The 20,687-nt window shown below is 62.6% G+C and carries 23 protein-coding genes; 12 read left to right on the forward strand and 11 right to left on the reverse strand.

The genetic code is table 11. The annotated features are described in order from the left end of the window. Positions 1-42: 42 nt before the first annotated feature. The 3 genes from X741_RS141815 to X741_RS141810 all read left to right on the forward strand — a co-directional run bounded on the left by X741_RS141815 (position 43) and on the right by X741_RS141810 (position 1,165). Positions 43-315: a DUF4242 domain-containing protein gene (locus tag X741_RS141815; RefSeq protein ID WP_013892082.1), complete on the forward strand. Its 273-nt coding sequence runs from the start codon at positions 43-45 to the stop codon at positions 313-315. Beyond that, a complete protein-coding gene (locus tag X741_RS0135810; protein ID WP_031250433.1) occupies positions 293-586 on the forward strand; it encodes a hypothetical protein in 294 nt (97 codons plus the stop codon). Before X741_RS141815 ends, X741_RS0135810 begins: the two co-directional genes overlap by 23 nt. Positions 587-661: 75 nt before the next feature. Next, a complete protein-coding gene (locus tag X741_RS141810) occupies positions 662-1,165 on the forward strand; it encodes a hypothetical protein (protein ID WP_023779957.1) in 504 nt (167 codons plus the stop codon). Positions 1,166-1,397: 232 nt separating this feature from the next. On the opposite strand, the gene msrA is transcribed toward X741_RS141810, so the two are convergent. The 4 genes from msrA to X741_RS141790 all read right to left on the reverse strand — a co-directional run bounded on the left by msrA (position 1,398) and on the right by X741_RS141790 (position 4,742). Continuing rightward, the gene (gene msrA, locus X741_RS141805; RefSeq protein ID WP_023779958.1) at positions 1,398-2,123 is read right to left on the reverse strand and encodes a peptide-methionine (S)-S-oxide reductase MsrA; all 726 of its coding nucleotides are present in this window, start codon (positions 2,121-2,123) and stop codon (positions 1,398-1,400) included. Between the two features lie 190 nt (positions 2,124-2,313). Continuing rightward, positions 2,314-2,613 (reverse strand): hypothetical protein, encoded by a 300-nt coding sequence (locus tag X741_RS141800; RefSeq protein WP_023779959.1) that lies wholly within the window; start codon positions 2,611-2,613, stop codon positions 2,314-2,316. Positions 2,614-2,720: 107 nt separating this feature from the next. Next, positions 2,721-3,422, reverse strand: a complete 702-nt coding sequence (locus X741_RS141795) for a DUF1223 domain-containing protein (protein WP_031250434.1) — start codon at positions 3,420-3,422, stop codon at positions 2,721-2,723. A 255-nt stretch (positions 3,423-3,677) separates the two neighbouring features. Further along, positions 3,678-4,742: a TadE/TadG family type IV pilus assembly protein gene (locus X741_RS141790; RefSeq protein WP_031250436.1), complete on the reverse strand. Its 1,065-nt coding sequence runs from the start codon at positions 4,740-4,742 to the stop codon at positions 3,678-3,680. A 208-nt stretch (positions 4,743-4,950) separates the two neighbouring features. On the opposite strand from X741_RS141790, the gene lepA reads away from it, so the two are divergent. The 5 genes from lepA to X741_RS1000000170035 all read left to right on the forward strand — a co-directional run bounded on the left by lepA (position 4,951) and on the right by X741_RS1000000170035 (position 10,215). After that, positions 4,951-6,756: a translation elongation factor 4 gene (gene lepA / locus X741_RS141785; RefSeq protein ID WP_031250437.1), complete on the forward strand. Its 1,806-nt coding sequence runs from the start codon at positions 4,951-4,953 to the stop codon at positions 6,754-6,756. 121 nt (positions 6,757-6,877) lie between these two features. Further along, positions 6,878-7,213, forward strand: coding sequence for a hypothetical protein (locus tag X741_RS1000000170025; RefSeq protein ID WP_156937943.1), 336 nt, complete (start codon positions 6,878-6,880; stop codon positions 7,211-7,213). A 456-nt stretch (positions 7,214-7,669) separates the two neighbouring features. Continuing rightward, positions 7,670-9,208, forward strand: coding sequence for an RNA-directed DNA polymerase (locus X741_RS1000000167680; RefSeq protein ID WP_051410512.1), 1,539 nt, complete (start codon positions 7,670-7,672; stop codon positions 9,206-9,208). Positions 9,209-9,304: 96 nt separating this feature from the next. Beyond that, positions 9,305-9,817, forward strand: a complete 513-nt coding sequence (locus X741_RS1000000170545) for a hypothetical protein (RefSeq protein WP_023779964.1) — start codon at positions 9,305-9,307, stop codon at positions 9,815-9,817. 302 nt (positions 9,818-10,119) lie between these two features. Next, positions 10,120-10,215 carry a hypothetical protein gene (locus X741_RS1000000170035; protein WP_023769288.1) on the forward strand — a complete coding sequence of 32 codons (96 nt, stop codon included), beginning with the start codon at positions 10,120-10,122 and terminating at the stop codon, positions 10,213-10,215. Between the two features lie 716 nt (positions 10,216-10,931). On the opposite strand, the gene X741_RS141775 is transcribed toward X741_RS1000000170035, so the two are convergent. The 3 genes from X741_RS141775 to X741_RS141765 all read right to left on the reverse strand — a co-directional run bounded on the left by X741_RS141775 (position 10,932) and on the right by X741_RS141765 (position 14,340). Then, positions 10,932-12,572, reverse strand: a complete 1,641-nt coding sequence (locus tag X741_RS141775) for an ABC transporter substrate-binding protein (protein ID WP_031250440.1) — start codon at positions 12,570-12,572, stop codon at positions 10,932-10,934. A 410-nt stretch (positions 12,573-12,982) separates the two neighbouring features. Beyond that, complete coding sequence (gene secB / locus X741_RS141770) at positions 12,983-13,489, reverse strand: protein-export chaperone SecB (RefSeq protein ID WP_013892096.1); 507 nt, start codon at positions 13,487-13,489, stop codon at positions 12,983-12,985. A 350-nt stretch (positions 13,490-13,839) separates the two neighbouring features. Next, complete coding sequence (locus X741_RS141765; RefSeq protein ID WP_031250441.1) at positions 13,840-14,340, reverse strand: FxsA family protein; 501 nt, start codon at positions 14,338-14,340, stop codon at positions 13,840-13,842. 199 nt (positions 14,341-14,539) lie between these two features. Between X741_RS141765 and X741_RS141760 the strand changes: the two genes are divergently transcribed. The 4 genes from X741_RS141760 to X741_RS141745 are packed head-to-tail and all read left to right on the forward strand — an operon-like array spanning position 14,540 to position 17,318. Next, the gene (locus tag X741_RS141760) at positions 14,540-15,250 is read left to right on the forward strand and encodes a Tim44/TimA family putative adaptor protein (RefSeq protein WP_013892098.1); all 711 of its coding nucleotides are present in this window, start codon (positions 14,540-14,542) and stop codon (positions 15,248-15,250) included. Between the two features lie 22 nt (positions 15,251-15,272). Further along, on the forward strand, positions 15,273-16,379 hold the full coding sequence (locus X741_RS141755; RefSeq protein ID WP_023779967.1) for a murein transglycosylase A: 1,107 nt from the start codon (positions 15,273-15,275) through the stop codon (positions 16,377-16,379). After that, positions 16,379-16,924, forward strand: a complete 546-nt coding sequence (locus tag X741_RS141750; RefSeq protein WP_023779968.1) for a Smr/MutS family protein — start codon at positions 16,379-16,381, stop codon at positions 16,922-16,924. Before X741_RS141755 ends, X741_RS141750 begins: the two co-directional genes overlap by 1 nt. Before the next feature lie 25 nt (positions 16,925-16,949). Next, a complete protein-coding gene (locus X741_RS141745) occupies positions 16,950-17,318 on the forward strand; it encodes a helix-turn-helix transcriptional regulator (protein ID WP_023779969.1) in 369 nt (122 codons plus the stop codon). Between the two features lie 90 nt (positions 17,319-17,408). Here the strand turns inward: X741_RS141745 and X741_RS141740 are convergent, their stop codons facing one another. The 4 genes from X741_RS141740 to X741_RS141725 all read right to left on the reverse strand — a co-directional run bounded on the left by X741_RS141740 (position 17,409) and on the right by X741_RS141725 (position 20,593). Further along, complete coding sequence (locus X741_RS141740) at positions 17,409-17,648, reverse strand: hypothetical protein (protein ID WP_023769297.1); 240 nt, start codon at positions 17,646-17,648, stop codon at positions 17,409-17,411. Positions 17,649-17,853: 205 nt separating this feature from the next. Continuing rightward, positions 17,854-18,474 (reverse strand): transglutaminase-like cysteine peptidase, encoded by a 621-nt coding sequence (locus tag X741_RS141735; protein WP_031250442.1) that lies wholly within the window; start codon positions 18,472-18,474, stop codon positions 17,854-17,856. A 244-nt stretch (positions 18,475-18,718) separates the two neighbouring features. Further along, positions 18,719-19,996, reverse strand: a complete 1,278-nt coding sequence (locus X741_RS141730; protein ID WP_023779971.1) for a polyhydroxyalkanoate depolymerase — start codon at positions 19,994-19,996, stop codon at positions 18,719-18,721. 231 nt (positions 19,997-20,227) lie between these two features. Next, positions 20,228-20,593 carry a septal ring lytic transglycosylase RlpA family protein gene (locus tag X741_RS141725; protein ID WP_023779972.1) on the reverse strand — a complete coding sequence of 122 codons (366 nt, stop codon included), beginning with the start codon at positions 20,591-20,593 and terminating at the stop codon, positions 20,228-20,230. Between the last annotated feature and the right edge of the window lie 94 nt (positions 20,594-20,687).

Raw genomic sequence — 20,687 nt, forward strand, 5'->3', positions numbered from 1 at the left:
CTCGAAACCGAGTGTCAAATCCATGAAAAAGGGAAACCCGATATGCCTCGCTATGTTGTTGAACGCACTTTTCCGGATGGTCTCAACGTGCCGATGAACGAAGCCGGCGCCGATGCGATGGGCGGCGTCATCATGCGCAACGCCGAGAAGGGCGTCACCTGGGTGCAGTCCTTCGTTTCTGCCGACAAGAAGCAGAGTTTCTGCGTCTATGACGCGCCCTCCCCGGAGGCGATCCGCGCCACCGCCCAGAAGAACATGCTGCCGGTCGACAAGATCACGGAGGTGCGGGTTCTTGACCCTTACTTTTACCGTTGATGCCGACAATGAGCATCCAACTGCCCTTCGCGGTTATGGCGGCTTGCCTCACCACGCGTCCAGCGAGGTGTGGGCGGCCTCGAGGCCGGTCGGACGCGGCCCATTACTGGGCCGGGTTCTCCGGCGGGTCGCCTCGTTGCTGTTGCCACCACTGCGCCCGCGCCGGCGCCGCTTGCCTCCGCAGGGCGACTATCTGAGGCGCGACATCGGCCTGCCGGAGCTCGTGGAGCAGCTGCCGCAATACTGGGACTTCACCCGGTCGAACCGCTGATCCAGTCCAGATCCGACTTCGCAGCGGGGGCGGCAGGCCGCTCCTGATGCACCCTCAATAATGAATGGAGAGACAATGAACATCCATCTGTGGACCAAGCACCTCATCAACCTGTCGTTCCTGTCGATCGCAGCCACGGCGGCCAGCGCCCATGACAGCGGCGCGCTGGACGAGAAGGTGCGGAAAGCCAACGGCCGTTTCGAGAACGTCGCGACGGCCACCGCGGAAGGCTATGCGCCGATCCCTTGCGCCAGCGGCATCACCGGCGGCGCCATGGGCATCCATTATGTCAACGCGGCCTACCTGAAGGACGATGCCGTCGATCTGACAAAGCCCGAGGCCGTGATGTACGAGCCGATGGCGGACGGCAAGCTGCAGCTGGTGGCGGTGGAATACATCACCTCGAAAGGGCCGGCCTCGCTCGAAGGCCAGCTGTTCAACTTCAACAGCGCGCCCAACCGCTATGGCCTGGGCGCCTTCTACGAGCTGCATGTCTGGGCGTGGAAGAAGAACCCGACCGGCACCTTCGCCGACATGAACCCGAACGTGTCGTGCGACGCGGTGACGATGAGCGACTGAACCGGATGCCGGCATCGCGCCCGGCTCCATCGCTGGTCTGACGCTTTTCCTGGAATTGCTTCAGCCCTGGTGTGGGACGATCCCAAGCGTGCCCACGCCAGGCCAAGGACCGATCGGCGTCAGCCCATATACTGGGCTGGGGGCGGGTGGCATACCGATTGGTCCCGGGGGCGCGGGGAGTGTTAGCTCCCCGCGCAAATTTTCACCTGTTTCCTGCAAACCGCTGGATGCCTTAGTTGCTGGCCGCCTGCACCAGCACCGGCTTCTCGCTGTAGAGATTGGGGAACAGCGCCTTCAGGTTCGCCACCTTGGGCAGATCGTTGTAGGCGATATAGGGATAGGTCGGGTTCAGCGTCAGGAAGTCCTGGTGATAGTTCTCGGCCGGGTAGAAGGTCTTGCCGGTCTCGATCGTGGTGACGATGGGCTTGGGATACAGCTTGGCCTGGTCGAGCTGGGCGATGTAGCTCTGCGCGATCTTCTTCTGCGCATCGTTTTCGGCGAAGATCGTCGAGCGGTACTGGGTGCCGGAATCCGGACCCTGGTAATTGAGCTGGGTCGGGTTGTGGGCGACCGAGAAGTAGACCTGCAGCAGCTGGCCGTAAGTGACCTTCGACGGGTCGTAGGTGATCTCGACGGATTCGGCGTGGCCGGTGCGGCCGGAGCCGACCGTCTCGTAGACGGCGTCGTCCTTGGCGCCGCCGGTGTAGCCGGAAACGGCCATGCTGACGCCCTTGACGTGCTGGAACACGCCCTGCACGCCCCAGAAGCAGCCGCCGGCGAAGATTGCCTTTTCGCTGCCGCCGGCGGCCTTTTCGTCCATCGCGGGCGGCGGGATCACCACGGCGTCCTCCGCCGAGACAGCCGGCGTCAGCCAGAAGGTGGCGCCCACGGCGGCGAGCGCCAAGGCTGCCAGCGCGCCCCTGGCAAAGCCGATCGAACGGTTCTTGGTATTGATCATGGTTGCACTCCTTATGGCTTGCATTGGGACCAGTCTATTGGATCAGGTACGACGGCGCGATGCGTGAGTTGCGGAATGAGCTCACATTCGTGTGCGCCATGCACTTGCCGGACATGCACTTTACGAGAACTCCAGGGGCTGTCCCCGGCTGGACAGGGAGCCCGCCAGGGACAGCGGCCACGGCCAATGTTCAGTTGGCCGGAGCCATGGCATCCGCCGGCTTCATCGCGTCGGCAGCGGGTTTCATGGCGTCCGCCGCCGGCTTCATCGCATCCGCCGCGGGCTTCATGGCGTTGGTGGCCATCGGATCGGCCGGCTTCATCGCATCGGTTGCCGGCTTCATGGCATCGGCCGCGGGCTTCATTGCATCGGCGGCCGGCTTCATCGCGTTGGTGGCGTCGTCGGCGCGGGCGATGCCACCGGCCAGCAGTGCCGTCGAGCATAGAGCGAGAGCGAGCGCCGGCAGCGTCAGGCGGGAAAGAACGGTCATGGTGGTCTCCTTGGGTGGGCTCGCGCTTCGGCGGCCGGGGTCTTGCGGCGCCGCTCGTGCGGCGTTGCGCAAATTCTGCGGGAGCGTGATCTTCGCTCCGGTGAACTCTAATTGGTCGCCGCGGCCAGGATCGGCCCGCCCGGCGATTGCACCAGCACGGCGGTGCTCAGGCCGCCGGAAGCCGCCGGCAGATCGAGCGCGGTGGCATCACCGGTCCAGCCGCCGAGCCTTGTCAGCGCATGCACGACATTGGCGTGGGGCAGCGTGCGGCCGGTGTTTTCGCCGCGCGCCACCGGCACCTCGACGACGCCCTTGGTGTAGCGCACCAGCCAGACATCGGCCTTGCCGCCCGGCACCGAACCGGCGCCGATCACGGCCTTGCCGCCATCAAGCGACAGCGACGGGCCCTTGGTGCGGCCGGCGCTGGAGATCAGGCGCTGGATTTCGCCGGACGCGGCGCCGACGCCATCGGCATGGCCATTGACCACCACTTGCGGCGTGAACGGCCCGTCGCGACCGAGCGCTGGCTCGTAGCGGACCTGGCGCTGGGTGAATTCCTTCCTGCCGAACGTGTCCTTCCAGCCGAGATAGTCCCAGTAGGTGACGTTGAAGGACAGCGCCAGCACACCGGGCTGGTCCTTGACCTTGATGAGGTTGGCGTTGGCCGGCGGGCAGGAGGAACAGCCCTGGCTGGTGAACAGCTCGACCACGGTGAGCGGCTGCGCGGCCGCCGCACCGAGGCTAGCCGCGAGCGCAAGCGCGCCCAGGCTGGACAACAGGGCGAACCTTCCGGCTGATGATCTCGGCATCGACTTTGCTCCGTGGGGACGGCGCTGCGATGCGCCGCCGATATCCCCACTTCGCCGTCCTCCGCCGTTTCGTTACAGCGCTCACCGGTTTGTTATCGGGAGGCGCCTCTCTGGGGCACCGGAGATGGCGAAGGCGCAGCAGCAGCCGATCTCCCCCTCGAGGGGGAGATCGGCTGTTTCCTACTGCGTCAGCGCCGTGGCCGAGGGCCGCTTGTTGAAGTCGCATTTGCCGGNGAGGGGGAGATCGGCTGTTTCCTACTGCGTCAGCGCCGTGGCCGAGGGCCGCTTGTTGAAGTCGCATTTGCCGGTGACGTTGTAGAAGAAGTCGGCGTTGCTGACAGGCGCCGGGACCGGGTTGCCGCCGTCTTCCCAGGCCTGATAGCTTGTCGCGCCGCAGGGCACGATGCTGAAGATATCGACGGTCTGACCGGTCGCGGTCTCGGTCAGACTGTTCGCGTATGCCCCGTTATAGAGCCGGTTGGATGTCGCCGGATCGTTCGACATCAGCTTCTTCGGGTTACCGGACGGCACGTCCATCTGCAGATAGAGGCCGCCCATCGTGCTGACATCGACCGCCGCGCCGGCGCTATTGGCCGGGTACATCGTATCGACACAGTAATATTTCGTGCCGCTCGCGTCGGTCTTGAGGCTCACGCCGTTGGGCGGGTTGTTGCCGACGGTGCAGACCTGGTTCTGAACCAAGGTGGTGACGGTCTTCCCCGCTGAATCGGTGGTGAGGACGCTGACGTTGGTGGTGCCGTAGCCCTTGGGGTCCTTGGTGTTGCCATAGGTGTAGGCGACCGTCATCAGCGGCTTGGCTACCGTCGCTCCGAATTGCGTGCCGTAGAGCGTCATCGTCTTGTTCCAGTAACCCGACACCCCGGTGACCTTGAAGGTCGCGTTTGCCAGCGACGGCGGCTTGCTGACCGCCGACCCGACGGCAACCGGCACGGTGTCGATCCGGGCGATTTTCATGAAAATGGTCGGCATGGCGAAACTTGCCGTGGCCCGGGCGGTGGTGGCGGCGGTGGCGGTACCAGCCACAAAGCTGTTCAGCGTCGCGGTGCCTTGTCCGCCGTTGGCGATGAAGGAATCCTGCAGCGCCGCCTGGCGCTGCGCCAGCGTCGAGGTGGTATCCATGGTCGTGACCGACAGGAGCGCCGCATCCAGCGCCTGCTGCTGGTTGGACCGGGTCTGGACCGCGCTGGTATAGTCGACCGAGAAGCCGACGGCGGATATGATCGGCACCAGCATGAGAAAGAACAGCGGCATCATCGACCCGCTGCGTGAACGGGCGAACCCGCTGGCAACCCTGCGCATTTCGCAACCCCCAAAGGCATTAGAGGCTGCGCAGGTACCACGCAGCCGACAAACCAACGTCTAACGCGATAGATCAAAGTTTAAGCATTCCTGGCCGCCGGGCCGGTATTGCGGGCTTTTTGGCGCGGCTCACCGCTTTGTGATCGACAGGGCGGCCCTTGGCCCGCAAGCCTTGCCGCCGCTGGCCGCCCCTGCTAAAGCGCGCGGCATGAGCACGCCCCTCGACCACATCCGCAATTTCTCCATCGTCGCCCATATCGACCATGGCAAATCCACGCTGGCCGACCGCCTGATCCAGTCCACCGGCGGGCTGGAGCTGCGCGACATGAAGGAGCAGGTGCTGGATTCGATGGATATCGAGCGTGAGCGCGGCATCACCATCAAGGCGCAGACGGTGCGGCTGAAGTACCGCGCCAACAATGGCGAGGACTATATCCTCAATTTGATCGACACGCCCGGACATGTCGACTTCGCCTATGAAGTGTCGCGCTCGCTCGCCGCCTGCGAGGGCTCGCTGCTGGTGGTCGACGCCAGCCAGGGCGTCGAGGCGCAGACGCTCGCCAATGTCTACCAGGCGATCGACAACAACCACGAGATCGTCGTGGTGCTGAACAAGGTCGACCTGCCGGCCGCCGAGCCCGAGCGCATCCGCGAGCAGGTGGAAGAAGTGATCGGCATCGACGCCTCCAACGCCGTGCTGATCTCGGCCAAGACCGGGCTTGGCATTCCCGATGTGCTTGAAGCGATCGTCCACCAGCTGCCGCCGCCGCGCGAGGGCGATGCGTCGGCACCCTTGAAGGCGATGCTGGTCGACAGCTGGTACGACGCCTATCTCGGCGTCATCGTTCTGGTGCGCGTCATCGACGGCGTTTTGAAAAAGGGCCAGACCATCCGCATGATGGGCACCGGCGCCAAATACCTTGTCGAGCGCACCGGCGTGTTCACGCCCGCCCGCATCAATGTCGACGAGCTCGGCCCCGGCGAGTTCGGCTTCTTCACCGGCTCGATCAAGGAAGTGGCCGACACCCGCGTCGGCGACACCATCACCGAGGACAAGCGGCAGACCGCGCATGCCCTGCCCGGCTTCAAGCCAGCTCAGCCGGTGGTGTTCTGCGGCCTGTTCCCGGTCGACGCCGCCGATTTCGAGGATCTGCGCGCCGCCGTCGGCAAACTGCGCCTCAACGACGCTTCCTTCTCCTACGAAATGGAAACCTCCGCCGCGCTCGGCTTCGGCTATCGCTGCGGCTTCCTTGGCCTGCTGCATCTGGAGATCATCCAGGAGCGGCTGGAGCGCGAATTCAACCTCGACCTGATCGCCACGGCGCCCTCGGTCGTCTACCGGCTGCTCCTCAACGACGGATCGATGAAGGAGTTACACAACCCGGCCGACATGCCCGACGTGGTGAAGATCTCCGCCATCGAGGAGCCATGGATCCGCGCCACGATCCTGACCCCCGACGACTATCTCGGCGGCATCCTGAAGCTTTGCCAGGACCGGCGCGGCATCCAGGCCGACCTCTCCTATGTCGGTAAGCGCGCCATGCTGACCTACGATCTGCCGCTCAACGAAGTGGTTTTCGATTTCTATGATCGGCTGAAATCGATCTCCAAGGGCTACGCCTCGTTCGACTACCACCTGACCGACTATCGCGAGGGCGATCTGGTGAAGATGTCGATCCTGGTCAATGAGGAGCCGGTCGACGCGCTCTCCATGCTGGTCCACCGCACGGCGGCGGAAAAGCGCGGCCGGCAGATGGTCGAGAAGCTCAAGGAGCTGATCCCGCACCATCTGTTCAAGATCCCGATCCAGGCCGCGATCGGCGGCAAGGTCATCGCCCGCGAAACCATCTCGGCGCTGCGCAAGGACGTGACCGCCAAATGCTACGGCGGCGACGTCTCGCGCAAACGCAAGCTGCTGGACAAGCAGAAAGAAGGCAAGAAGCGGATGCGGCAATTCGGGAAAGTGGATATCCCGCAGGAGGCGTTTATCCAGGCGCTGAAGATGGGGGACTAAGCGGTTTGGCCTTCGGCCGAACGCATCGATCCGGCGGATCGATGCGAGCGCAAGTCCGGGTGGGAGCTGCCGAAGTCAGCGGGTCCCACCCCGGGGGTTGCGTCAGTGCGGTGACCTCCCAGTGCAAAAGGATTTCAGCCCGATTAATCGACAACAATTGTTGGATAGGCAACGAGAGGCCGCAGCCTCAGCGGAGAGCAAGAAGCTGATGACCCGGATATACCGATTGACTTCTGATGGCCGGCAATGGCCGCCAGCCCAAAAGGACGGGCTGTTTGTTCTCGGCGACCCTTCAGCTCGAAACGTCAAACACCAGAAGAAGAATGAAGTTCTCGTTCCAACGGAAGAAGAAGCAATCCGCCTGATCCTCAAAGGTTTCCCAATTCGCATCGAAACGAAAACACGGCCATCACTTGTTCGGCGCAATCTCTTCGTCGATGGAAAGCGTGTTAGCTGAGACTGGAAACCTTGCGTTCAACCGGCCGTCAGCCCTCTGGCAAAATTCTGGCTGATTGGCCAGAACCCAGTCTGCCCGTTGGCAGGCATCGCCTGCCGGTATCCGACAATAGACCCAAGATGGACGTCGGCTGTCCTTTTGGCTAAATAGCACCATTAAGAACGAACGATTCTCTCTTGGGTAACCTGAGTGACTCAACACTCTCCAAAATACAGCCTAAGAGCCCAAGATATCCTAAGGTATCTTACCGCCAAGCGATTAGAAGAAAAGTGGCGGAAGAAAACGAGATACGATCTGAAAAGGCAGGTGTTCCCAGATCCAGTGGAGTATCTCGACTTTCAGTCAAGCATAGATGCTGTAATTGCGCGCATACGGTCGTCAATCCGCAGAGGGAACTTCAGCGTAAGTCAGCCCAGACGCTACCACGTTGAAAAAAGTCTGGGGCTGTGCCGGTTGATGGTTCAAACCTCAGTCGAAACTGCCATCATACTCCAATGTCTATCGGACAAACTCTACAGCGACATAAAGAAACAAGCTCCTTCGAAAAATGCTTTTTTCGAACCCCAAGATCATAGCTTTAAGCCGACCGATGATCAGGAGTACGGGACTTTCAAGTCATGGAAGAAGTTCCAGGAGAAGATATTAAACTTCAGTGATGAGAACAAATTTGTCGTCGTGACAGATATCTCAAATTACTACGATTTTATTGATCTCGTGCAGCTGAGGAACGTGATAACCTCCTTTGTCCAAGTTCAGGAATCGCTTTTTGATTTCTATATCCATATAATTTCCGCGCTCGCCTGGCGGCCAGATTTCATGCCCCCACGGCAAATAGGTTTACCGCAGATTGATCTGGACGCGCCAAGGCTGCTCGCCCACTGCTACCTATTTGAGTTGGATCGCTTCATGGAGCAGCGCTCTCAAAAGAATTATGCGCGGTTTATGGATGACATCGATGCAGGCGTGGACACGATCGAGGACGCAAAGAGGTTACTCCGCGATACAGATCTAGTCCTGCAGTCCCGCAGTTTGAGGTTGAATGCCGGCAAAACGCGGATATTGACCGCCAAAGAGGCCTATTCGCATTTCAGAGTTAGGGACAATCGTTTCTTAGAGCAGCTGGAGATGCGATTGTTGGCAATGGCCTCATTTGGCGAACCCATAGAGCCGAAGTTAAAGAGAATCTCAGATATATTCGAGAAGCTCTATAAAAAAGGTTATTTTAGAATAGGAAATGGCGAGAAGATAATTAAGAGGCTTATCGGCATATATAGCAAATTATCGGCAAGAGTGCCGGAACTCTTATTTGAATACTTCATCTCTCTGCATCCCAATTTGCGCGAGGCATCGCTGCGAAACTTAGGAATATGTGGTATTCGTAAGGCCGATTTTGATAGAATAAAGGGCGTGTTTGAAAGAGGCTTGGTTTGCGACGACTACTTTCGCTTGGTTCTTGCAAGGCGCTTGGTCGAGGCGAAAATCGAATATGATGGGACAGAGGCGGAATCCCTTAAGGCAGTACTCGCCTATTTTCCAAAAGACGATTTCTGCTCAGTTTACGCGGCGATTTGGATCCTCTCTCGATTTGGTGCAGCCAAAACCATTTTTAACTTTCTTGAGGAAACGGAATATATTTGGACAAACGACGAGTCTCTGTCGCGGTTGGTTGCTGGAATGTGGCCTCGACTGAGAGAAAACAAGGATGAGTTCCCGAAGTATTATGTCTATCTTATGGAGCGGTTACTGCCTAAGGGGGTAGAGCTACTCGAATTTCATAAGGATCTCGAGGGGGAGGCGGTAAAATACGGACGCATCAAATCGGTTGTTGGCGCAAAGAACGACAGCGTTCCGCTTAAGTGCACGCACGAAAAGATGTTGGTTTTGCAATCTGTGCTACGCAGCTCGGAAGTTGCCGAGGGTGATAAAGCCAAGCTTGCCAAGACCCATTCATACATCATGTCTGAGAAAAGTTATTTGGCGAAGGGAATCATATAGCGGCGTTGGCGATGGTCATCGGCTGACGCCCTGTACTTCCCCTTCATCTCCAATGCACTCTGTCGTATCCTTGTCCCCACCCTGGGGAAACATCACATGCGCACCACATCAGACACCGTCGCCGCACTCGGCCTCGCCATCGGTGGCGCCTTCGGCCTCGCAGGCACCTTCGTCGCCAGCGCGCCGCTTCGCGAAACACTCTGGACGATCGACGGCACAGCACTCGTGGTCGCGACCGCGCTGTTGACCATGAAATATCAGCGCCTCGGCAATGACTGCGTCGCCGCGGGCTTCCTGACCTTCCTGGCCGGTGAGACCTTGCTGATGGCCGGCAATGCAGCCGGCTTGCAGGCCAGCGTGCCCTCCTATGTCGGCGGCATTTCGCTTTGGGCGGCGGCACTGGTCATGGTCAGCGCGCCCAGGACTTTTGCCCTGTGGATGCGGCTTACCGCGCTGGTGGCTGCCGTGCTGTTTGTCGTCTCGGCTTGCATGATCCTCTGGGGCGCGCCCTTGCTGCCGACCTCGGCACCGCTGCCCGCCGCCGGCTATCCGTTCCTAGTGCTGACTTTTGTTGGGTGGATATGGACGCTGCTGAGGGATGAGCGGTGAGGGGTCTTCCTTCCCCCCTTGTGGGGGAAGGTGGATTGCCGCGGAGCGCCGAGACGGATGAGGGGTGCTCCAGCGGAGTGAGGCGTTGGTGTTTTCTGGTTCGATCCCGCAATTGTTCGATGGTGTCGCCAAGCTGGAACACCCCTCATCCGACCTCGCTTCGCGAGGCCACCTTCCCCCACAAGGGGGGAAGGAAGAACGCGCTTCACCGCTGCACCGCCCGATCCGGCATCCACCCCGATTGACATCGCGCGAATACCGGCGTCATTGGGCGCCGGCCATTGGGGGCTAGGGGATTATCCATGAAAAAGATCTATGAAAAGCCGTCGCTGAACAAGCGCGAGAAGCTCTCGGCCGTGACGGCCATCGCCTGTCCGATCTCGCAACCGTGTGGGTAATAGAGTCCGCGGGAGGCCTTCGGGCTTCCCCGCGCTGCCGCCGGCTATTCGAGCGATGATCGCTTCAGGCGGCTGACGCAACATATCAAGTAGGGCGCTGACGCGCCTTCCTTCCCCCCTTGTGGGGGAAGGTGGATCGGCGCGCAGCGCCGAGACGGGGTGCTCCAGCGGAGTGAGGCGGTAAAAGTTCTGCTTGCTTCAGGGCACTACAGTTGACGTATCGCCAAGCTGGAACACCCCTCATCCGTCTTGCCGCTTCGCGGCAATCCACCTTCTCCCACAAAGGGGAGAAGGGAAGGCCTTCACCGCCCGAGCGCTCTCCCAAGATCAATCCAACACGACGGTACGAAACCGTACCAAGTTCCCGGCTCGGTTGCTCGTGCAATAGGGGATCGGTACACAAATCGGGCGGCGGACCTGAACAAGGTCGCTGGGTGGCCGGCGCGGGGCTCAGGCAATTGTCACAACGGCATCGCGCCGGCCATTTCCTCAATCGATGCCCCGGCCAAATGTAGTCTGCAAGCCCGGGCGGCACCCCTCGACAGCTCCCCCGATGTTCACGCGAGATCCGCGCGTCCAGCAACATTTTGCAGATCGCGCCGTTTTCGGCACGGCGATCCGGCGATATGGCGCCGGGCGGAAGCCCGGCGCCATCGCAACAGCGGCAATCAGGCGGCCCGGGCGCCGGCAGGCGTGAGCTGGAATGGTCTTCGATGCTAAGACTCGATCCACACCTTCTCGAAATGCTGTTCCAGCGCCTGGTGCTGTTCGCAGCCTTCGACGCCCGTGCGGTAGGTGCGGTAGACCGAGCGCCAGTAGGGTTGGATGATGATGCCTGAATCGCGCAAATTCTTCTCGATGCCGGCCATGATCTCCTTGCGCGCCTTGGCGTCCGGGGTGGCCAACGCCTTGTCGAGCAACTCGTCGAACTCCTTGTTGGCATAGGCGCTTTCGTTCCAGGCCGCACCCGACTTGTAGGCGAGCGCCAGCACCTGGACGCCGAGCGGGCGGCCGAGCCATTCGGTGCAGGAGAAGGGGTATTTGCTCCAGTCGTTCCAGAAGGTGGCGGCGGGCAGCACGGTGCGCTTGATCTTCAACCCGGCCTCGCGCATCTGCGCGGCGATGGCGTCGCCGGTGCTCTTTTGCCATTCGACGTCGACCGAGATGAGGTCGTATTCGTGGTCCGCCTTGCCGGAATCCGCCAGCAGCTTCTTGGCCGCCTCCACATCGCGCTTGGCCGGGCCGATATCGGCATATTCGGGGTGCATGGGGCCGACATGGTGGTTGTCGGCGGGCTTGCCGCGCCCGTCGAGACCGAGCTTCAGCACGGCGGCATTGTCGACGGCGAGCTGGGCGGCGCGGCGCAGCTTGACGTCCTCATAGGGCGCGTTGCCGACATTGAAGCGGGCGACGATGGTGGAGCCGGTGGCGATCTCGGAGTTCATCAGCCCCATCTGGTCGGTCTGCGAGACGGCGTCGGAGGCGGTCTCGTGGTCGGTGTCGATCTCGCCGGATTCGAACGCCGACAGCATGGCGTTGGGGTCGGAGCCGTAGTCGACCCATTTGATGCCGTCGAGCCAGAATTCGCCCTTCCACCAGGGTTTGTCCTTGCGCTTCACCTCGGCGCCGGTCTCGGCATCCCAGCTCACCAGCTCGCAAGGGCCGGTGGTTATGGCGAGCGCCTTCATCGGGTCGCCGTCGCCGTCATAGGAGCGGTGCATGATCAGCGCCGGATAGTCGGCCATGCCGGCGATCAGCGAAATGTCTGGCTTGGGCAGGTTGAGCTTGATGGTGAAGTCGTCGACCTTCTCGATGCCGCGATCGACCACCTTCTTGGTGTCGGCGTTGACCAGCGCGCCCATGCGCGCGGCGACCGAATTGCCGGCGACGCCGGCCTCGCACCAGCGGGTGAGGTTGTGGACGACATCGTCGGCGTTGAAGGCGTCGCCGTTCGACCAGGTGACGCCCTTGCGCACATGCAGCGTCAGCGTCCTGGCGTCGTCGCTCATCTCCCACTTTTCGAGCAGCCAGGGCTCGAACGAGAAATCGGTGTTCCAGCGCACCAGATATTCGTTGCAGTGGCGGGCGACATTCGACATTTCCACGCCGTCGAAGGTGCGCGGGTCCTTGAATCCCTTGACGTTCATGGCGACCCGCAAGGTGCCGCCCTTCTTCGGCTCGGACGCGCGGGCCGGGGTTGGGGCGAGACCGCCGAGCGCCAGCGCACCGGCGGCGCTGACGCCGAGGCCGGCCATGAGCGCCAGATATTCGCGGCGGTTGATGCCGCCCTTCCTGAAATCGTCGGCGACGGGCCCGGCTTGCGGATGCAGTTTGCGGTCGGTCAGCATGAATTTCATCGTCATTCCCCTGTTGTTGAGCGTTCCGGCGGTCGGCAACGCGGGGCTGCGACCGCCGGGGTGCCATTTGCTGGGGGAATGATAGGGCTGGGTGACGCCAGGGAGTGTTCTGGAATCCGCAGGAGTTATGCGATGCTCCGCAGGGGGTGTCCGACGTCGAGTTCTACGGCGCCCCCCTCTGTCCTGCCGGACATCTCCCCCTCAAGGGGGGAGATCGGATGTCGTTTCTGGTTTCGCCAATCTCCAACGTTGCAGAAATGAGCGTCGCGCCGGAGCTGCCAATCTCCCCCCTTGAGGGGGAGATGCCCGGCAGGGCAGAGGGGGGCTGTCCCGCCGGGCCTTGCAAAGTAGCGCCCAACAAAAAACCCGGCGCGAGGCCGGGTTTTTCAAAACGTCCGCTCAGGCTGAAATCAGCTGACCTGGGTCTTCGAAGCGGCGGCCTGGTCCTCGGCCATCTTCTGCTGGAACATCTGCGCGAAATCGATCGGGTCGAGCATCAGCGGCGGGAAGCCGCCATTGCGGGTCGCCTCGGCGATGATCTGGCGGGCGAAGGGGAACAGAAGGCGCGGGCATTCGATGAACAGGATCGGCAGCATGTGCTCCTGCGGGAAGCCCGAAATGGCGAAGACGCCGCCATAGACCAGCTCGACGTTGAACAGCACTTCCTGATCGAAGGAGGCCTTGGCGTTCAGCGTCAAATTGACGTCGAACTGCTTGTCGGAGAGCGGATTGGCGTTGACGTTGACATTGATGGCGATGCCGGGCGCCTTGTCGCGGCCGCGCAGCGAATTCGGCGCGCCGGGGCTTTCGAAGGATAGGTCCTTCACATACTGGGCCAGGACGTTGAGCGACGGCTGCTGCGCCGCGTTGCCGTTTCCGTTGGCCGCGCCGACCGGCGCGTCATCATTGCTGGCCATGAGCCTTTTCCTTTTGCCTGGGCAGCGTTGCTGACCGAATTGAAATCGGGCGTTCGCTACCATGGTCGGCATGACAAGACAAGGTTTGCCGCCTTCGGGTGCGGGGCGATTGCGGTTGGCTTCGGTTGGCTTCGGTTTTGCGTTGGAGAATCGTTCTGAGAGGTCAGCGCCGCCCCTCATCTGGCTGCCGCCATCTTCTCCCCGTGAACGGGGAGAAGGACAGTGGACCGCCGATTTCGCCAATTGTCGGCGGCGTTGAGTTTGCTTCTTTCGCCCCGTTTACGGGGAGAAATGCCCGGCAGGGCAATGAGGGGCAGCGCTAACGTTCGGGGACAGGCAGGAACAGCGCCCTAATCGTCCTTGAGACGCCGCCAGGGCGAATTGTGATCCGGGCCGCGCTTCAAATCGTCCTCGCGCGAATAGTCGCCGTCGTCGAGGTCGATGACCTTGTCGCGCTGGCGTCCGCGAAAGCCGCCGGTCGAGAAATTGGTGGCGACGACGATGCGGCCCTTGAGCCGGCTCCAGGCAAGGTCGCGCACCGGCGGCAGGAACAGCAGCAGACCGATGATGTCGGTGATGAAACCCGGGATGATCAGGAGGATCGCCGCGACCACGATCATGGCGCCGTGGGCGAGCTGGCGGCTGGGATCATGGCCGTCGTTCATCTCGGTGCGGATGCGCGACATGACCCCAAAACCCTGGTGCCGCAGCAAAAGCACGCCGGCGAGGCTCGAGGCCAGCACCAGGCCGACCGTCGCCAGCGCGCCGATCTCACGGCCGACGACGACGAAACCGGCGATTTCCAGCAGCGGAAGTGCGAGGAGAAAGAAGGGAAGCAGCGAAATGCGCAAGTCTTTACCGACCATTCGATTGTTTTGTCCCCTCGGCGACCAATCGCCGCTGGCACTAGGGCTGTTAGATAGGTATGCCTGCCTTTGATTTGAATGATTGCGCCTTGCGTTCTATATGCTTTGGATAATGAACGCTATGCGACCGTCGGCTCCGGGCCGGGCGGTCCGGCCACGAGGCAGGGATTGATTGGCGGAAGACATGGGATTCTTCGACTTCGGCACGATTTTCTTCCTGATCGCGGCGGTGGTGATCTTCTTCCAGCTGCGCAATGTGCTGGGCCGTCGGACCGGTAGCGAGCGGCCGCCTTTCGATCCCTATACGGCGGCGCGCACCGGCGACAAGGACGCCGCCCAGAAGCCCGAGAATGTCGTGTCGCTGCCGCGCAAGCGGCTGCCGGGCGAGCCGGCCGCACCCGACGCCTATGCGGCGATCGATGCCTTCGCCAAGCCGGACACCGACCTCAACAAGGGCCTGCGCACGATCAAGGACAATGATCCGTCCTTCGATCCCAAGGGTTTCGTCGACGGCGCCAAGATGGCCTATGAGATGATCGTCATGGCCTATGCCGATGGCGACCGCAAAACGCTGAAGAACCTTCTGTCGCGCGAAGTTTTCGACGGCTTCGTCGCCGCGATCGGCGAGCGCGAGGCCAAGTCGGAGAAGATCCAGTCGTCCTTCGTCGGCATCGACAAGGCCGATATCGTGTCGGCCGAGATGAAGGGCGGCGAGGCGCATGTCACGCTGCGCATCATCAGCGAGCTGATCTCGGCGACGCGCGACAAGGCCGGCACCGTCATCGACGGCGACCCCGAAACCGTGGCCGAGGTCAAGGACGTCTGGACCTTCGCCCGCGACACGCGCTCGCGCGATCCGAACTGGAAGCTCGTCGCCACCGAAGAAGAAGACTGAGCCCTAACAACGGCGGGCTCCGGTGTCGCTATCGCCTCTCTTTTCGGCAAAGTCTTTCGATGATCTCCCCGGCTGGGGCGACGACGACCATCTGCCGGCGTTCGAGGCCTTTCGCCGTTCCGCCTTCCACGTCCTGACCAAGCCTTATCGCAGCGGCGCGCTCGGCGTCGATTTCGACGCCTTCGCGGAGGCCTATGCCGAGGCGCGCGGCGCCTCTTCCCTGAGCGGGGCGCAGGCCCGCGCGTTCTTCGCCCGCACGTTCTTCGAACGCCATTTCGTGCCCATGCTGGTGCGGGCCGAGACCGGGCTGGTCACCGGCTTCTACGAGCCGCAGGTCGAGGCGTCGCCAGTGCGAACGCAGCATTTTTCCGTGCCGCTCATGTCGCGGCCGGCCGATCTCGTCGATGTCGACGACGCCAATCGGCCTGACGGCATGGACCCATATCTCGCCTTCGCGCGGCGGACGGGGGACGGGCTGGCTGAATATTTCGACCGTGGCGCCATCGAGCGCGGTGCACTCGCCGGCCAAGGGCTGGAGATCGCCTGGCTCGCCGACAAGGTCGATGCCTTCTTCATCCATGTGCAAGGGGCGGCGCGGCTTGCCATGACCGACGGCCGGCTCTGCCGCGTCACCTACGCGGCCAAATCCGGCCAGCGTTTCACCGGGCCCGGCAAGATCCTGAGCGAGCTGGGCGAAATCCCGCTCGCCGAGGTGACGATGCAGTCGATCCGCGCCTGGTTCAAGGCGCATCCGGACCGCGTCGACGAGATCCTGTGGCAGAACCGCTCCTATATCTTCTTCCGCGAGGCCGATGTGGATGACTCTAGCCTTGGCCCGATCGCCGCCGCCAAGGTGCCGCTGACGCCCGGCCGATCGATCGCCGTCGACCGGCTGCTGCACACATTCGGCACGCCCTTTTACATCGACGCGCCGACGCTCACCGCCTTCGACACAAGACCCTTCCGGCGGCTGATGATCGCGCAGGACACCGGCTCGGCCATCACCGGGCCAGCGCGCGGCGATCTGTTCGCCGGTTCGGGCGATGCCGCCGGCGAGATCGCCGGGGTGGTGCGCAACGCCGCCGACTTCTTTGCGCTGGTGCCGCGCCCGCTGATCGAGGGCGCGTGATGAGCAAGCGCCCGGATAGACCGCATGAGAACAAGCTGAGCGAGGACGACCGGGTGCTGTGGAACCTGGTGGCACGCTCGGCCAAGCCGCTGAAGGGCAGAACCGCCGTCGACATTCCAGACGTTGCCCTTGAAGCCAAGCCGACGCCGTCGCAACCGGCCCAGCCCGCCGCCAATGCCGCCGGTTCCGCAAAGCCGAAGGCACAGCATGTCACGCAGCGCCTCGACGACCCGACGCTGGACAAATTGTCGAAGGGCCGGCTGCCTATCGAGGGCCGCGTCGACCTGCATGGGATGACGCAGGACGAGGCCTATTCGCTGCTGTTTTCGTTCCTGCACCGGGCGCATGCCGGCGGCATCCGCTATGTGCTGGTCATCACCGGCAAAGGCTCGTCCTCAGGCGGCGACGGCGTGCTGCGGCGCGCGGTGCCGGCCTGGCTGTCGACGCCGGCATTCCGGCCGCTGGTCTCCAGCCACGACCATGCGGCTCGCAACCATGGCGGTTCGGGCGCGCTCTATATCAGGCTGCGGCGGGTGCGCTCGTGAGGCCCGAAGCCACGAGGCCTGGCGCATGACCCCGTTTGGCGAGAAGCTGCGGGCGCTCCGAAGCGAGCGCGGCGTCAGCCAGAAGGACATGGCGGCGGCGATCGGCGTCAGTGCGGCCTATCTGTCTGCGCTCGAGCATGGCCGGCGCGGCGCACCGACCTGGACGCTGATCCAGAAGATCATCGGCTATTTCAACATCATCTGGGACGATGCCGAGGAGCTGGCGCGGCTGGCAGAGGCCTCGCATCCGCGTGTCAGGCTCGACACGTCGGGCCTGAGCCCCGCCGCCACCGAGCTCGCCAACCTTTTGGCCGAGAACATCGAAAAGCTCGACGAGGCGGAGCTTCGCAACATCACCGCATCGATCCGCGCGGCACTCGGCCGGCGGCCGTAGCCGGCGATTGCAGAATTCCGAGGCGGCTGGACATTCGTCTCAACGCAAAACAGCGCCCGCCGGCGACAGCCGGCGGGCGCTGTAGCGAGATCAATTCTTGCCGGCAGTGCTGCCGCCGCCATTGCCGCCCCTGCCGCCATTGCCTTGATGGTCACGGCCACCATTGCCGCCGCCCAGGCATTCCGAAGTGCCGGCGCCGCAACAGCGGCCGGCCCAAACGTCGTTGGTCTTCGTATTGGCACAGCTAACGGTCTGGTCGGCCAGAGCAGATCCGGCCAGGCCCGACAGCGCGACCGTGGCGAGAAGGGTGTTACGCAGAAAAGCAGTCATTTGAAGTCTCCATGGTTGGTTTCGGTTCACGGCTGTGTGTCGCCGGCCGGACCGAAATGGTTCATGGAGGTGCGGAGGATTTTTTGTAACGGCTCGAGAAGCCTCCCCGCTTTCGTCATCCCACGGGCGGAGCGGGAGCGAAGCGGACGCGCAGACCCGAGGATGACGAAGCAACGCGTGCGACCACCCAGGAGGACCGCGAAACCTACTGCACCGACCCGACCAGGACCTGCTGGCCACCGCGGATCGAGACCCAGCGGCCGGTGTTGTCGATCGCTTGCCGCTTGAGGAAGCGATAGCCGGTCTGGTCCCATGGCCTGACCTTGTCGGTCAGATTGTCGAGCACATAGTCGCCCCCGTCGGTGCGCACCGTCAGCACGGCGTGCCCTTCGCCGTCGGGCTTGCGCACCACGGTCATCAGGAGGTTGGCCAGCGATACGCCCATGCGGGAGAGCTGGCGGCGCTTTTCCAAGACATAGTCCTCGCAATCGCCGACGCCCTTGTCGGGATAGGCCCAGACCTCGTCCTTGCCGTAGATGTCCATGTCGCTCATCGGCTTGACGGCGGCGTTGACCCTGGAGGTGACACTGACCAGCTTGCGCATCAAGCCGTCGGTCAAGGCGGCGGCCGCCAGCCTGGGCGGACGGATCGAGCATTCGCCGGGATACAGCCTGCAGAAATCGTAGTGGCCGATCGGCTGCGAGGTAAGGCCCCCCGTCGCCATTGCTCCGGCCGCCAAAGCCGGCGCCACCCAGCCTCCCGTTACTGCCAGCCCGGCTGCTGCCACGCACGCGCGCAGCCATCGCGCCATCGTTGAGGAATTCATTGTCCCCGCTCACCCTGTTGTTAACGAAAAGTTAAGGGCGATTTACAGTCCGTGTCAATTACGACGACAGTCTGATTTGCAGCATGGTTACCCGCGGGGAGGAACAGCGTCTATTGTGCAACAGAACCGGGCTTGTGGCCGGCTTTTGCGCCTATTGGTCCGGATTCCAGCGGCCGCTGCCGCTTTTTTTCGTCTTTTGAAGCATTGCGGAGGCAAAACCGGTCAACGGTCTTGCCGCGATTGCCTATCGCTTGGCGGTGCGGACCAGCTTCGGCTTGACCGCGACCCGGGTCTGGCGGCCATAGCTGGTGATGAAATCGACGATGCGCGGCACGATCTCGGAGCGGAAGCGCGAGCCGTTGAAGACGCCGTAATGGCCGACCGCCGGCTGCATGTAGTGCGCCTTCCTGTCGGCCGGGATGTTGACGCACAGATCCTGGGCCGCCTTGGTCTGGCCGAGGCCCGAAATGTCGTCGTTCTCGCCCTCGACGGTGAACAAAGCGACGTTGCGGATGACGGACGGATCGATCCTGGTGCCGCGATGCGTCATCTCGCCCTTGGGCAAGGCATGGCGCACGAAGACGGTGTCGACGGTCTGCAGGTAGAATTCCGCCGTCAGGTCCATCACCGCCAGATATTCGTCGTAGAAATCGCGGTGCTTCTCGGCATTGTCGCCGTCATGCTTCACGAGGTGCATGAAGAAGTCCTTGTGGGCGATGATGTGGCGGTCGAGGTTCATGCTCATGAAGCCGGAGAGCTGCAGGAAGCCCGGATAGACCTCGCGGCCGAAGCCGGGCACCGGCCAGGGCGCTTGCATGACGACATTGTCGCGGAACCAGTCGATGCCCTTTTCCTCCGCCAGCAGGTTGACCGCGGTCGGGTTGCGGCGGGTGTCGATCGGGCCGCCCATCAGGGTCATGGTCGAGGGCACGAAAGGATCGCCCTTGGCTTCCATCAGCGCCACCGCGGCCAGAACCGGCACGGAAGGCTGGCATACAGCCATCACATGGGTGTCCGGACCCAGCGTGTGCAGCATGTCTATGACATAGTCGATATAATCGTCGAGATCGAAGCTGCCGTCGGCCAGCGGCACCATGCGGGCATCGACCCAGTCGGTGATGTGGACATCGGCGTAGGGCAGCATGGCTTCGACCGTGCCGCGCAGCAGCGTCGCGTAGTGGCCCGACATCGGCGCCACGATCAGAAGCTTCGGATCCGGCCGGCGCCCGGCGGGAACCGCGCGCTCGAAGCGGACGAGATTGCAGAACGGCTTCGACCAGACGGTCTTTTCAGCGACCGCGACGCTCTTCCAGTCGACCACGGTCTTGTCGAGGCCGAAGACCGGCTTGCCGTAGCGGCGCGTGGTGCGCTCGAACAGTTCGGCGGTCGCCGCGATGGAGCGGGCCCAGGGCGTATGCGAAAACGGATTGAGCGGGTTGGAGTAGAACAGCCGCACCGCGTCGGCGTAAAGACGCGCGGGTTGCAGGACGGCGTGGTTCATTTCATAGAGCTGGTAGAACATCGAGAACCTCGCTGTTGCCGCGACCGAAGGGACGACGAGCAGCGCCGAGCCTAAATGTCTCGCGGCGAAGTTAACAACTAATTGCTGCGATGCAATACGTCACGTGGCGTGATCTATGCTCTTCTTTCGTCCAAGGCTTGGGAATCCGCCCTGAACGGGGCGAGCCGGCTCAGTGTGCGGGTGCGAAGGCGGGGGGCTTGCTGGGCCCGGCCTGTGCCGGACCCGGATATCTCAAACGCGCGCCATGCAGACGGCGGTGTGGCCGGAGCCGATGAAGCCGAGCTGGCCGGCCGCGCCCTTCGACAGGTCGAGCACGCGTCCCTTGATGAACGGGCCGCGATCGTTGATGCGCACGACGACGCTGCGGCCGTTGTTCTTGTTGGTCACCCGCAGCTTGGTGCCGAAAGGCAGGGTGCGGTGGGCCGCGGTCAGCGCCGATGGGTTCATACGCTCGCCCGATGCGGTCCTGGAGTGCAGAGCATACCACGAGGCACGGCCACACTGAGCGGCAGCGGTCGCCGAGGTTCCGGAAGCGCCGACCATCAGGCCAGCAGCGATCGTTACCGCGACAAGCGCGGTCTGTTTTGTGTTCTTCATATTTGGGGGAAGGCTCCGTTTTTGACAGACCCCAGCCGTTAGGTGCGAAATAAGGCAGGAAATGCGGCAGTCATCTGGCGGTTCCATGGCGAGA

This window comes from Mesorhizobium sp. LNHC221B00 (assembly GCF_000502935.1).
Taxonomy (GTDB): domain Bacteria; phylum Pseudomonadota; class Alphaproteobacteria; order Rhizobiales; family Rhizobiaceae; genus Mesorhizobium; species Mesorhizobium opportunistum.